Origin of the sequence: Vibrio sp. MarTm2 (genome assembly GCF_027587055.1) — a bacterium.
GTDB lineage: Bacteria > Pseudomonadota > Gammaproteobacteria > Enterobacterales > Vibrionaceae > Vibrio > Vibrio sinaloensis_D.
In genome coordinates this window covers 49,274-62,719 of the sequence record NZ_JAPPTK010000013.1, presented here as the reverse complement: position 1 = coordinate 62,719, position 13,446 = coordinate 49,274, and the positions used below count along the sequence as shown (strand labels likewise).

At 46.3% G+C, this 13,446-nt stretch carries 10 protein-coding genes and 5 tRNA genes; 3 read left to right on the top strand and 12 right to left on the bottom strand.

The window, feature by feature from the left end:
- The first annotated feature begins 90 nt into the window (after window positions 1–90).
- Window positions 91–363, top strand: a complete 273-nt coding sequence (locus OH458_RS19020; RefSeq protein ID WP_223300427.1) for a DUF6482 family protein — start codon at window positions 91–93, stop codon at window positions 361–363.
- Between the two features lie 35 nt (window positions 364–398).
- Here the strand turns inward: OH458_RS19020 and OH458_RS19015 are convergent, their stop codons facing one another.
- The 11 genes from OH458_RS19015 to OH458_RS18965 all read right to left on the bottom strand — a co-directional run bounded on the left by OH458_RS19015 (window position 399) and on the right by OH458_RS18965 (window position 9,832).
- Window positions 399–1,649 (bottom strand): NADH:ubiquinone reductase (Na(+)-transporting) subunit B, encoded by a 1,251-nt coding sequence (locus OH458_RS19015; RefSeq protein WP_269979470.1) that lies wholly within the window; start codon window positions 1,647–1,649, stop codon window positions 399–401.
- Window positions 1,650–1,798: 149 nt separating this feature from the next.
- Complete coding sequence (locus tag OH458_RS19010; protein ID WP_269979469.1) at window positions 1,799–2,752, bottom strand: SPOR domain-containing protein; 954 nt, start codon at window positions 2,750–2,752, stop codon at window positions 1,799–1,801.
- Window positions 2,753–2,910: 158 nt separating this feature from the next.
- On the bottom strand, window positions 2,911–3,849 hold the full coding sequence (locus OH458_RS19005) for an ABC transporter permease (protein WP_005475087.1): 939 nt from the start codon (window positions 3,847–3,849) through the stop codon (window positions 2,911–2,913).
- A 2-nt stretch (window positions 3,850–3,851) separates the two neighbouring features.
- Window positions 3,852–4,829: an ABC transporter permease gene (locus OH458_RS19000; protein ID WP_005475081.1), complete on the bottom strand. Its 978-nt coding sequence runs from the start codon at window positions 4,827–4,829 to the stop codon at window positions 3,852–3,854.
- A 190-nt stretch (window positions 4,830–5,019) separates the two neighbouring features.
- Window positions 5,020–6,573 (bottom strand): ABC transporter substrate-binding protein, encoded by a 1,554-nt coding sequence (locus OH458_RS18995; RefSeq protein ID WP_269979468.1) that lies wholly within the window; start codon window positions 6,571–6,573, stop codon window positions 5,020–5,022.
- A gap of 90 nt (window positions 6,574–6,663) precedes the next feature.
- Window positions 6,664–8,379, bottom strand: coding sequence for a dipeptide ABC transporter ATP-binding protein (locus tag OH458_RS18990; protein ID WP_269979467.1), 1,716 nt, complete (start codon window positions 8,377–8,379; stop codon window positions 6,664–6,666).
- An 867-nt stretch (window positions 8,380–9,246) separates the two neighbouring features.
- Window positions 9,247–9,323: transfer RNA gene (locus tag OH458_RS18985), tRNA-Pro, on the bottom strand.
- A 53-nt stretch (window positions 9,324–9,376) separates the two neighbouring features.
- Window positions 9,377–9,452, bottom strand: a tRNA-His gene (locus OH458_RS18980).
- 46 nt (window positions 9,453–9,498) lie between these two features.
- Window positions 9,499–9,575: transfer RNA gene (locus OH458_RS18975), tRNA-Pro, on the bottom strand.
- A gap of 71 nt (window positions 9,576–9,646) precedes the next feature.
- A tRNA-His gene (locus OH458_RS18970) sits at window positions 9,647–9,722 on the bottom strand.
- 33 nt (window positions 9,723–9,755) lie between these two features.
- Window positions 9,756–9,832: transfer RNA gene (locus OH458_RS18965), tRNA-Arg, on the bottom strand.
- Window positions 9,833–10,145: 313 nt separating this feature from the next.
- Between OH458_RS18965 and OH458_RS18960 the strand changes: the two genes are divergently transcribed.
- Entirely contained in the window at window positions 10,146–10,559 is a 414-nt protein-coding gene (locus OH458_RS18960; RefSeq protein WP_005474391.1) for a c-type cytochrome, read from the top strand.
- 69 nt (window positions 10,560–10,628) lie between these two features.
- Here OH458_RS18960 and rep read toward each other — a convergent pair whose 3' ends face one another.
- Window positions 10,629–12,647: a DNA helicase Rep gene (gene rep / locus OH458_RS18955; protein ID WP_038139802.1), complete on the bottom strand. Its 2,019-nt coding sequence runs from the start codon at window positions 12,645–12,647 to the stop codon at window positions 10,629–10,631.
- A 199-nt stretch (window positions 12,648–12,846) separates the two neighbouring features.
- Between rep and OH458_RS18950 the strand changes: the two genes are divergently transcribed.
- Entirely contained in the window at window positions 12,847–13,428 is a 582-nt protein-coding gene (locus OH458_RS18950) for a TetR/AcrR family transcriptional regulator (RefSeq protein WP_269979466.1), read from the top strand.
- Window positions 13,429–13,446: the final 18 nt, after the last annotated feature.

Sequence of the window (13,446 nt, the reverse complement as noted above, 5' to 3'; positions counted from 1 at the left end):
AATACTAACTATAAGCCCCGCGACTGCGGGGCGTTTTCGCTCTCACATACATTTGAACTTCTGCCGCCAGCCTTCGTAACAAACACTAGCATTCACACAAAGGAGCTTGTTATGAATTTGCTTATCGAGTCATTTGAAGGCGGTATTTACTTAGCTTACCGAGTTGAGAACCAGCAAAAACACCTAATCAGAGACGAGAAACAGCACCCTCTCAAGTTTCTCAGCTTGGAACAAGTCAGGCACCACTTTCGGGATGACTCATTTTCATCTGCCACTCTAATTCACAACAACGCCTACGATGAAATGTGTGGTGAAGATGATGGTAACTCTCCCCCACTCGAGATTGATTTATGCTGGCACTAAATGTTTAAGGCCACCCCAGTTAGGGTGGCCTTTCTTTATGCTTGGGGTTTGATCGCCCGGTTGCGGCGCCGCTTTATATTGCCTTCTTTGACTAAATGGTCAAACAGCGGAGCGAACAAGTTGGCGAACAGAATAGCGAGCATAATCCCCTCTGGGTAGGCAGGGTTAAGCACACGAATACCAATCGTCATAACACCAATCAACAAGCCATACGCCCACTTACCTTTATTTGTAAACGCAGCCGAGACAGGATCGGTGGCCATGAAAAAGGCGCCAAATGCTAAGCCACCTAACACCAGATGCCAATAGAACGGCATTGAGAACATCGGATTCGTGTCTGAGCCAATAAGATTCAAAAGCGTCGATGTGAGTAGCGCACCCAAAAACACACCAGCGACAATCCGCCATGACGCAATACGCATTGCGATCAACGCTAAGCCACTCAAGGCAATCAGCAAGGTTGAGACTTCACCCATCGAGCCCGGCATGTTGCCAATAAACGCGTCGGTCCAAGATATCGCATCGCCACTAATGTTATTGATTAAGCCGTCTCCACCTGCCTCATACCACTGGCTGAGCGGCGTAGCGCCCGTGTACCCATCCGCGGCAACCCACACTGCACCACCAGACATGTTTGCTGGGTATGCAAAATAGAGAAAAGCACGACCAGCCAGCGCAGGGTTAAGGAAATTTCGCCCCGTTCCGCCAAATATTTCTTTCGCCACCACAATACCAAAGGTGATCCCCAACGCGGCCTGCCAGAGCGGAATGGTCGGCGGCAAGGTTAATGAAAACAGGACCGAGCTAACAAAAAAACCTTCATTAATTTCGTGTTTGCGAACAACAGCAAACAGCACTTCCCAAAATGCACCAACAATAAACACCGTCATATAGACGGGTAAAAAATAGCTGGCACCTAGCCACATTTGCATCGCCCAATGGCTGTCGACCATGGCTTGTGGAGAGCCAAATACCCAGCTCAACCGCCAACTTTGCTCGATTAAGGCAACAAGCTCCGATTGTGAATAGGTGGCAAGTAAGGCACTAACAGCCTGATGACCAGTGTTGTACATCCCCCAAAACATGACAGGAAAGGTCGCCAACCACACCATGATCATAATGCGTTTTAGATCGATACTATCTCGGACATGGGTTTGACCTTTATTCACCGCACCAGGCGTATAAAAAATGGTCGCGGCGGCCTCATACAAAGGATAGAAACGCTGAAACTTTCCCCCAGCTTCAAAATGCGGCTCCCACCGCTCTAAACGGTCTTTAAGACTCATCACAACTACCTCTCTTTACTTGAGCTGTAGTTTCTTACGTTGTTCGAAACCAATTGGCACAAGTTGCGTGGTAATTTCGTGTATTTTTTAAGCAGTAGAAAAGAAGAGAACAGCTCCGTCACTAAACGGAGCTAGGATAAGGTTAGAGGTTACTTCACGCACATCACATTAAGTAGTGAGCTGCCTTTCAGTTGGTTGACCTTGCCACTGTAGAATAAGCCTGTTTTCTGAGTGCCCCAATAAGGCAAGTGCATTGGCCATTTGTCTTTCGCCATCACGCCAGAATCGAGCAATGCTTGCCACTCATCTGCACTCGCTAAACGCATCCCCTGTCGGTAACAGGTTTTATACGCTCTTTCGTAACTCATACGATTCCAAGGCAAATCGTGTTCCATGTAGAACTGGTCATCGCTGAACATGAGGTAAGGAACTTGATACTCAACCCCATTAATCGTTGTCGCTAAGCGAACCGAAACTTCAGTCTCTAGCTTTTTCTTTGGTGAGGACTTTGCCATATCGACACTCGGAGCCACTACGGCAGGTAACACGGTTGCGGCGCGAGCAACTTCTGGTTTTGGTTTAGGCGTGGCGACTGGTGCCGGCTTACTCGGGGCTTTTTGGGGATTAGATTTAGACTCAGATTTGAGAGGTTTCGCAGGTGCGCCCCTGACAATTTCACGGATAAACGCTTCTTTGTATCCTGGCTCTTTTTGGACTTGCTTAAGCTCCGAGCTAGCCACTGAAAACTGCTTATAAGGGCCAAGTAGGCAACGATAAGTCTTACCTTCTGGTTTCAGCCAGACGTCTTTTGAGATGTGTTTGTAGAGGTTTTTGGCTTTATCAAGCGAGAGAGGCTTACTGTAAACGCCACATTGGATCCAAAACTGGGACGATTGACCTTTAGGTTTCTGCTTTCCCCAAAGCCCTTTGCCGATTGGGCAAGCTTGATCCAACTGGGGCAACTCTGTTGCTGAGACCTGAATGGCATCACAGAGAAATTCTTGCGCATGCACAGACGAAGAAAACACCGGCACCGTTAACAGTGCAAAGCTCAACAGTTTCACAAAAGGTCGTTTTGGCTTTACTGCCATCCTCATATCCATACTCTACATTCCAACCTTCTAATTCTGATCCAAGCCTTTGGATAGTGTGACATTATTGACGACTCATCGCTGAGACTAAAAATAATGCAAAAAAAGAGCCGTAACATGTTACGACTCTTAGTTTAGTGAGATTTTTATATGAAAATCTAAGGGTTAGATCAACCTTTGTAGATTTTCGGGTTAAATACATCACGTAGCCAGTCACCCAGTAGGTTAATCACCAACACTAGCGTCACCAACACAATGCCAGGAAACGCCGTGATCCACCAAGCACCTGAGAAGATGTAGTTAAAACCAATACTGATTAATGCACCCAACGAAGGCTGATCTACTGGCAGCCCCAAACCTAGGAAAGAGAGTGCCGCTTCTGACATGATCGCGTTTGCAACCTGTACCGTTGAGATAACCAAGATCGGTGACAAACAGTTTGGCAAGATATGACGGAACATAATACGCGGCGCTTTAAAGCCCATGACGCGCGCAGCTTCGACATACTCTTTCTTCTTCTCAGCCAACACCGAAGCGCGTATGGTACGGGCGTATTGCGGCCACTCAGCGACACCGATAATCACCACCAGCATCACCACCGCGTATTGGCTGTAAAAGTCACTACCAAAACTGGCTTTAAAGATGGCTGATACGATAATCGCCACCATCATGGTCGAAAACGATAATTGAACATCGGCAAAACGCATCAAGAAGCTATCAATACGACCGCCAAAGTAACCCGCTGATAAGCCGATAACGATACCCAGAATCAGTTGAAGACCAACGGCAAGAAAACCGATCGTCAACGACAGGCGAGAGCCATACAGAATCGTCGAAAAAATGTCGCGTCCTTGCTCGTCAGTACCCAGCAGGAAGCGTTCATCGCCATCTTCCATCCAAGAAGGAGGAAGCTCCGAGTCCATGATGTCAATCGACGACAAATCATAAGGGTCGGTTGGAGAAATAACCGGCGCAGCCAAGGCCATTACCAGGAACATCATAAAAACGGTAAAGCTCGCCATGGCGACTTTATCGCGCTTAAAGTAGTACAAGAAATCCGATTGCTTGAATCGCTCCCAGCGAGAAGGAGCTGCTGCTAATTGAGTCATGATTACGCTCCTTTACCAGTTAGATTAACCGTCGGGTTGATGATGCCGTACAACAAGTCAACAATGGTGTTGGTCACAACGAAAATTAGACCAACAAAAATGACGTATGCCGTGATAAGCGGAGTATCAACACGGTTGATTGCTTCTAGGAAAAGGAAGCCAGTTCCAGGCCACTGGAAAACGGTTTCAGTCAAAATGGTGTAAGCCACCATGGTACCGATTTGCACGCCACCCACCGTCAACACTGGCAGCATGGTATTTTTCAAAGCGTGTTGGTAATAGATCTTGTTCAGTGCCAGCCCTTTCGCCTTACCAAACTTGATGTACTCAGAGCTGAGCACTTCCAGCATTTCTGAACGCACCAAGCGAATAAACAGTGGCAACATAATAGACGCCAGTGCAATACATGGCAGAACAAGGTGTGCTAATCCATCTAATGTAAAGTAGCCGGACTCCCAACCGAGCACATTCGCGGTCTCGCCACGTCCATAAGACGGCAGCCAACCAAGCTCAATCGAAAAGACATACATCAGCATGATCGCAGTTAAGAACACCGGGATAGAGATACCGATACTGCTGCCCGCCATCACGATTTTGGTGAAGATACTTTTTGGATGGATGGCCGAGTAAACACCAAGTGGAATCGAACAGACTATGATGATCAGTGTCGCGCCAAAGACTAACTCGAGTGTCGCAACCAATTTATCAAGAATCACTTCAACCGCTGGGCGTTTGAAGAAGTACGATGTGCCTAAGTCACCTTGTAGGGCATTGCCGACAAAGCGAGTGTATTTTGTAATGAAGGGATCATTCAGACCGAGTTCGTCACGCAGAGCTTGACGCTCTGACTCTGAAACCGATTGACCAACAAGCTCACGCAGCGGGTCTCCGAGGTTATCCTGAATGGCAAACGCCACTAAACTGATCACAAACATCACTATCAGTGCCTGAAACAGGCGCTTGACCAGAAACGAAAACATTCCTTGCCCCTTTAACTTTCCATAGATTTCAGTCTGCGACTTTCTCTTTCACCAGTTGGTATTACCAAACTCACCGCGAAATCGGTCGCAACTTTCAGTCTTAAAAATGGCACCTAACCCGACTGAAACAGAGCTAGGCACCAAAAAACGACCAAGCACTCTGTAAGTACTTGGTCTAGTTCACTAGGGTTTACTTAACAACTAGGTCACCGAAGTATGGGAAGTTCATACCGTTGATGATTGGACCAATCTCAACGTTACCTTTTGCTGCCCATGATGGATCTTGCCAATGTAGAGGAACAAACGCCGCTTCATTGTAAAGAATCTCTTCAACTTTCTTCAGTGCTGCACTGCGTTTCTCTAGGTCAGTCATCTTGTTGGTCTCTTCGATCAACTTGTCGACTTCTGCGTTTGAGTAGTGACCACAGTTATATTGGCCTTTACCCGTTTCTACATTACGCGTCATCGCTAGGAACTCAGTGAAGTTACCTGAATCTTCTGTATCTGGGTGCCAACCGATCATCAGCATATCGGCCGCACACTTGTCGAACTCAGGCCAGTATTGCGCTTTAGGCATGGTCTTCAAGTCAACCTTGATACCGATCTTAGATAGCATAGCCGCCGATGCTTGAGCGATTTTGTCATCGTTCACGTAACGGTTGTTTGGCGCCATCATCGTTAGCGTGAAGCCTTTCTCGTAACCTGCTTCTTTCATTAGCTGCTTCGCTTTCTTAAGATCGTAGCGTGGTTTCAGGTCTTCATTATGACCAACAAAGCCAACTGGGCTCTGCTGCGCTGCTGCTGTAGCTGCACCCTTCATGACTTTCTTAGTGATACCTTCATTGTTGATTGCGTAAGTAATCGCTTGACGAACACGCACGTCTTTCAATGCAGGATTGCTGTTTTGGTTCATTTGGAACGTAATGACACGCGTACCTGGCATAGTGTAAAGGTCTACACTGTCCGCTTTCTCAATACGCTTGTAGTCGTTTGGTGCAACAGGAGCGATCATGTCTACGTCACCAGAAAGCAGCGCTGCAACACGAGTCGCGTCTTCTTTGATTGGTACTAGAGTCAGCTTATCAACATTACCGCCAGACGCATTGTCCCAGTAATCATCAAAACGCTCGAACGTCACTTTCACGCCCTGTTCACGCTGAGTGATCACAAATGGACCTGTACCAGAAACGTTGGTTGATGCGAACGAGTTACCGTGCTTCACCAACTCCGCTTTGTCTTTGCCATCATCCGTTTTTCCTGAGTAGAACTTGCTATCCATTGGGAATAGGTAAGTCATGACGTTTTCGACCAGTGGGTAAACGCCATCGGTTTTGATCTCTACTTTGTAGTCACCCGCTTTGGTAATTGACTTAATTGGGCCAAAAATACCTTTAAAGTCTGGTGAGTTTTTCAAACGATCGAATGTCCAAACCACGTCGTCAGCCGTCAGCATGTTACCGGAATGGAACTTCACACCTTGGCGAATGTTGAAGTGCATGGTTTCGCCGTCAATACGCTCCCAAGACTCGGCCAAACGAGGTTCAAATTCCATTTTCTGGTTAAAGCGAATAAGTGGATCAAATACCATGTGAGACATTTGCAGTGTGCCACCAGATAGCTGCTCATGTGGATCCAGTGATACTGGGTCTGCATCATAAGCGACGGTAATATCTGCAGCGGCTGCACCAAAGCTAAGGCCAGCTGCCATTAAAGCCACTACCAGTTTGCTTTTCATGGTTTTCATTGCATAACTCCTTATGCGGGATTTCTATCCCTAGTTGTTGTGTGTGCTTCTGTTTTGTCCGCCTGTATTGAAAGGCGGAAGGGTCACGGCTTAAGCCGTTTTTACTTCTTCTCTTAAGCCAGTAAATTCTGGCATTAAAGAAATCAGTTGCTTGCTGTACTCATGCTGAGGCGAGTTGAACAATTGCTCCGTAGGGGCTACTTCCAGTAGTGTCCCCATTTGCATCACGCCAACACGGTCACACATCTGGCGGATGACAGGCAAGTCGTGACTAATGAACAGCATGGTGAGGTTCAACTCATCTTGTAGATCTTTCAACAGGTTGAGGATTTGCGCTTGTACTGAAACGTCCAAAGCTGACGTTGGCTCATCACAAATCAGCAAACGAGGGCGGGTCGCCAAAGCGCGAGCAATAGAGATACGCTGTCTTTGACCGCCAGAGAATTCGTGCGGATATTTCACTCCCGCCATCTGACCCAAGCCAACGTGATCAAGGAGATCATTAACGATCTGTCTGGTTTCCGCCTCACTGTTAGTCAGCTTATGGAAACGAATAGGCTCAGCGATGATATCGAAGATTTTCATGCGCGGGTTCATCGAGGTATACGGGTTTTGGAACACCATCTGCATCTGGCGGCGAAGTGGTCGACGCTCTTTCTCAGATTTTAACGACGTCAGATCGATCCCTTCAAACGTCACTTTACCCGAGTTCGGTTCGTACAGACCCGCTATCACTCGTGCAATGGTCGACTTACCAGAACCCGACTCTCCAACAAGACCAAACGTTTCACCTTCAAAGACTTCAAAACTAACATTGTTCGATGCCTGTACGTATTCACGGCGGCTCTCAAACAACGAGTCTTTGGTGACAAAGCGTAGGTTTACATTCTCGACAGTCAACAAAGAGCCGGTGTATTCACGGTGATCTTGGCTCTGCCCTAACCAGTGATTTTTGACATCGAGCGGCTCCATCTCGTGTGCTTCTTCGATGTAGCTAACCAATGGGAAGCGATCTAGCTTCATATCTGAACGCGGCACTGCTGAAATAAGACTGCGAGTATAAGAATGATCTGGGTTGCCGAGCACCTTCGCTGTTGGGCCAAATTCGACTAAATCACCACGGTACATAACCGCCACGCGATCCGTCACATTCGACACTACCCCCATATCGTGGGTTACCAACATACAACCCACATTGTTCTTGATACATAAGTCGCGAATCAGACTCAAAATCTGATCTTGGATGGAAACATCAAGTGCCGTGGTCGGTTCATCAGCGATGATAAGATCAGGCTCGCCAGCCAGTGCAATCGCAATAACCACACGCTGACGCATGCCGCCAGAAAATTGGTGAGGGTATTGTTTTAAACGGTTTTCAGGTTGTGGAATACCCACTTGCTGCATTAAAGAAAGCGCGCGCTTGTAAGCCTCTTCATCCGACACCTTCATATTGGCATGGATGGTTTCTTTCAGTTGTTGTTCGACAGTGAATAGAGGGTTTAGCGAAGTCATCGGGTCTTGGAAAATAAAGCCTATTTTTGAACCACGAACAGAGCGCATTTGTTCTGGTGAAAGACCTGAGATGAGCTTGCCGTCGAGATAGACATCACCACTTGCGATGCGGCCTGGAGGGCTGAGAAGGTCAATCACGGCATTACCCACGGTAGACTTACCCGCGCCAGATTCCCCAACAACACCCACAATTTCACCGCGCTCAATATTGAACGACAGTGACTTAACAGCCGCATGCACACCATGACGTGATGGGTACTCGATGCGAAGATTTTTTACTTCTAAAAGTGACATTAACCAGACCTCTACTGCTTCGGCAGCTTTCTGCCCTGTCTGAAAATTGAATCCATTCGAGTCAGGGAAATCGGTATGACATCCTGACAATTTATAAGGTCATCAATTTGGCAAAAAATTCACAGAAAAGCAACAAAGGTAGTATAAAAAGTTGAAATCGAACAAAAAACAAGCAGCATAACAAAATAAATATGCACAACAACAAAACGATTCGTTGATCGGACCTGATGAAAAAATGCCCCCAACCCTCTAAAATACTTACTCAGCGTTATTTTATAAGTTCTTTTTTCATCTCAATCTAAGTTAAAAAATGAATACTAATTCAAAGAAGCGCACCGAACTGCGATTAACAAAAATAAAACATAAAACTATAAACAAAGACAAAGTCAGTCAATAAGACCAAATGTAACGATTTGTTCCAAATTTAAACAAAGGTATAGCGAACTTATTTGGTGACAACCACTACCTCCAATAATGTACATCAACGCACGACCAGATCATCGTTAATGCTTAAGTATTAGAAAGTGGCGCGAGGGGAAAATCGATGCTTTTAGCATGGTCCGATAAGGAGGTTTCGTTAGACTTGAACGGACACAAAAAGCCCTAATCTTTCGTCGCGGCCAGCCAGCCTAGGGCTTCAAAAGTGGTCGGTGAAGAGACATACCTTGAAGATCAGATGAACCCTGCTCTGGGTTCGAATCGACTATATGACAAATAGCAAAAAGCCGTAGCATTTCTACTACGGCTTTTCAAATAGTGATCGGTGAAGAGACATTCCTTGAACATCAGACGAACCCCGCTTTGAGTTCGAATCGACTAAATTGCAAATAGCAAAAAGCCCTAGTCTTTCGACTAGGGCTTCAATAGTGGTCGGTGAAGAGGGATTCGAACCCCCGACCCTCTGGTCCCAAACCAGATGCGCTACCAAGCTGCGCTATTCACCGACTTGTGTTTTGTTCCAATTTATCGGAACAGGAAACCGAAGTTACCTAAATAATGGGGTGGCTAACGGGACTTGAACCCGCGACAACTGGAATCACAATCCAGGGCTCTACCAACTGAGCTATAGCCACCGCTAACTTTTTGAGTTTACCGCTAAATCAGCGTTAAACGAAATAGTGGTCGGTGAAGAGGGATTCGAACCCCCGACCCTCTGGTCCCAAACCAGATGCGCTACCAAGCTGCGCTATTCACCGACAATGTTTTATCTCAACGTATTGAGAAAGGGAGCTAAGCTACCAAATATACCTTTATAAGAAAAGGTAAATGGGGTGGCTAACGGGACTTGAACCCGCGACAACTGGAATCACAATCCAGGGCTCTACCAACTGAGCTATAGCCACCACTGATATTTCACCGATAAACCTTTAGGCGATTGGCACGCCCGAAAGGATTCGAACCTTCGACCTTTGGCTCCGGAGGCCAACGCTCTATCCAACTGAGCTACGGGCGCATGCCCCATCGGCGGAGTGGAATAATACGTATATCACACTAGGGCGTCTAGTACTTTTTCAACTTTTTTTATCGTTTGGCGCCTTTTTCAACAATTAAAGTGTGATAAACCCCTATTTCCCATTAGATAACTGATTACAAGGGGGTAACTTGCTGTTTATTGCAACAAGTTAACAGGATATAATCACCCATTATTTACATTGATTTAACAGCCAATGCTTTTCTTTCTACGAAAAGTTAAACACTGTTGGTCATAATCACACTCTAATAATGGGTAAGCACGAACTTACCTTCAGGAATGTAAAGTGAGTTTAATGGATATGTCTCGAAAAATCTTAACCGCTTTGGTCGCTGCAGTTACTTTTTCTAGCGCCTCTTTCGCAGCTAACGTAAGCCAAGAAGAATACGACGCAATTGCTGAGCGCATTGCACCTGTCGGTGATGTTTACCTTGCGGGTGCAGAACCTGTAAAAGCAGAACCAACTGGCCCAAGGGATGGTGCAACGGTCTACGGCACTTTCTGTATTGCGTGTCATGCGTCAGGCGTTAGCGGAGCACCTAAGACAGGCGACGCGGGTGATTGGGCACCGCGTATCGCACAGGGCCGCGATGTACTCAACAACCATGCTATCAACGGTTTCAATGCGATGCCGGCGAAGGGTTCATGTATGGATTGTTCAGATGACGAAATCATCGCTGCAATTGATCATATGATTAAAGGTCTTTAAGACTCAAACCTAATATAGAAGAAGGGCTTGGTATTTATACCAAGCCCTTTTTGTTTGTCTTACTTATCGCTAGCTTTTATTAAACATCGCTTTTAGGTTCGCAATGTGTGCCTGCCCTTTTGCCATTCGCTCTTCTTGAGTTTGTGGCTTCTTATTCACTTCCCACTCCACATCATCAAATGGTAATTCATCAAGAAAACGACTTTGGCTTGGCTTAATCAACTCCCCAAACTGGCGGCGTTCTTTACACATGGTAAAAGTTAGCTCACGCTGCGCACGCGTAATACCCACGTACATTAGACGACGTTCTTCTTCAACATTGTCTTCATCAATGCTGGTTTGGTGCGGCAAGATGCCCTCTTCTGAGCCAATTAAGTAGACGTAAGGAAACTCCAAACCTTTCGACGCATGCAGTGTCATTAACTGCACCGCATCGCTGTCTTCATCTTCTTCACCACGCTCCATCATGTCACGTAAGGTTAGGCGCTGAACGACTTCCTTAATGGTTTTCTCTTCTTGGTCATAGTTATCCCCTTCAAGGTCTGCAACTATCCAAGAATACAGGTCAGAAACGTTCTTCATGCGCATCTCTGCCGCTTTCGGACTCGCAGAGGTTTCATACAACCAGTCTTCGTAGTTAATATCTCGAACCAAAGAACGCACCGCTTCGACTGTGTCACCGCGCTCTGCTTGATCAGCTATCTTCACTAACCAAGCCGTAAAGCGGCGCAAGTTCTCTAACCCGCGCCCCGACAAAGTTTGTTCAAGCCCCATCTCGAAGCTCGCTTCGAATAAGCTCTTGCCGCGCATGTTGGCGTAGCTACCAAGCTTTTCTAATGTCACTGGGCCTATTTCTCGGCGTGGCGTGTTCACAATGCGCAAGAAAGCGTTGTCATCATCTGGGTTCACGAGCACGCGCAAGTAGGCCATGATGTCTTTGATTTCCGCTCGAGCGAAGAAGGAGGTTCCACCAGAGAGCTTGTACGGCACTCGGTTTTGCATCAATGATTTTTCAATCAAACGTGACTGATGGTTGCCACGATACAAAATCGCGTAATCTTTGTAGTCGGTTCGATTGAGGAACTTATGGGCAATCAATTCCCCCGTTACCCGCTCCGCTTCATGCTCTTCGTTTTTCGCCAACAGAACTTTGAGTTTTTCGCCGTCGGGGATTTCTGAGAACAGTGATTTTTCATACACGTGTGGGTTATTGGCGATCAAAATATTCGCCGCGCGCAAAATACGACTGGTTGAGCGATAGTTTTGCTCCAACTTGATGAGGCGTAAATTAGGGTAGTCTTGCCCCAACAGCACTAGGTTTTGCGGCTTTGCGCCTCGCCATGAATAGATAGATTGATCGTCATCGCCTACCACGGTCAGGCGGCCACGCTCGCCGACAATCAATTTCACCAAATCATATTGGCTGGTGTTGGTATCTTGATACTCATCCACCAGCAAATAGCGAATTCGATTTTGCCAACGCTGACGTACTTCTTCATTGGTTTTCAGCAGCAACACAGGCAGTGAAATTAAGTCATCAAAATCGAGCGCGTTGTACGCTTTCATCTGCTTTTGGTACATCTCGAAGCAGAAAGCAAACAGTTGCTGTTGCTCACCTTTAGCCTGCGCTTTTGCTTGGTCAGGCGTAAGCATGTCATTTTTCCAGTTGGAGATGCAGCTTAACAGTTGGCGCAGGAGATCTTTATCGCCATCCAATTGTTGTTCGGTCAGCTCTTTAAGCAACGCAAGCTGGTCTTGATCATCAAACAGCGAAAAGCCCGATTTTAGCCCGAGCGATTTGTACTCTCGCTTGATGATGTTGAGACCCAAGGTATGAAATGTCGATACCATTAAGCCTTTGGACTCGTTCTTACCCAGCGTTTGCCCTACTCGCTCTTTCATCTCGCGAGCCGCTTTGTTGGTAAAGGTAACCGCCGCAATATTTCTCGCCTTGTAACCACACTGCTGAACCAAGTAGGCAATCTTATTGGTAATCACACGTGTTTTACCTGAACCAGCGCCAGCCAGCACAAGGCATGGTCCTGATACATATTTGACGGCTTCGTCTTGTCTTGGATTCAGCTTCATAAGTGTCTCAAAGGTGAAAAATGTGGCGCATATAATAATGGTGCCATTGAACGATTGCTATGGTTAATCGTAAACCAAACTTAGACACCCTATTTTCTTAATTAAAATAAATTAATCTGATTAATTAAAATACTTTATTGCACAACCGTACAGTTTTGAGGCTATAATGAATGAACGTTCATTCATTGTGGTGTAGATCATGTCTAATAACACCCAGGTAGATAAACGCGAACAAATCCTTCACGCGGCGGAAAAGCTGATTGCAGTGTCTGGTTTTCAAGGGCTCTCAATGCAAAAGCTCGCCAATGAGGCAGGCGTGGCTGCGGGTACAATCTACCGTTATTTCTCAGATAAGGAGCACCTCCTTGATGAAGTACGTTTAATGGTTTCAAAACGCATTGCTGACGCAGTACAAGCTGGAGTCAGTGATGACATGCCTTTAAAAGAGCGCTACCGCAAAATGTGGATCAATATTTGGAATTTAGCCGCTTCAAATATTGATACCATCAGCAATCGCGCTCAATATGAGTCTTTACCCTGTGCACATAAGCACACAACAAGAAAACTCGAACGCGAGATGTTTTCTCAAGTCGAGCGGATGTTTGTTGAAGGTAAAGAGCAAGGGGTCTTTAAACCACTCGATAACGAAATTTTGTCAGGGCTGAGTTTTGAAGCCAGTGTTGCACTGGCTCGAAAGCATGCTTTGGGATTTTACCAACTGAACGACGACGCGTTAGATGCCGCGATCGAAGCCAGTTGGGATGCAATCATTAATCACTAACTTGGAGTTCTAGTAAGA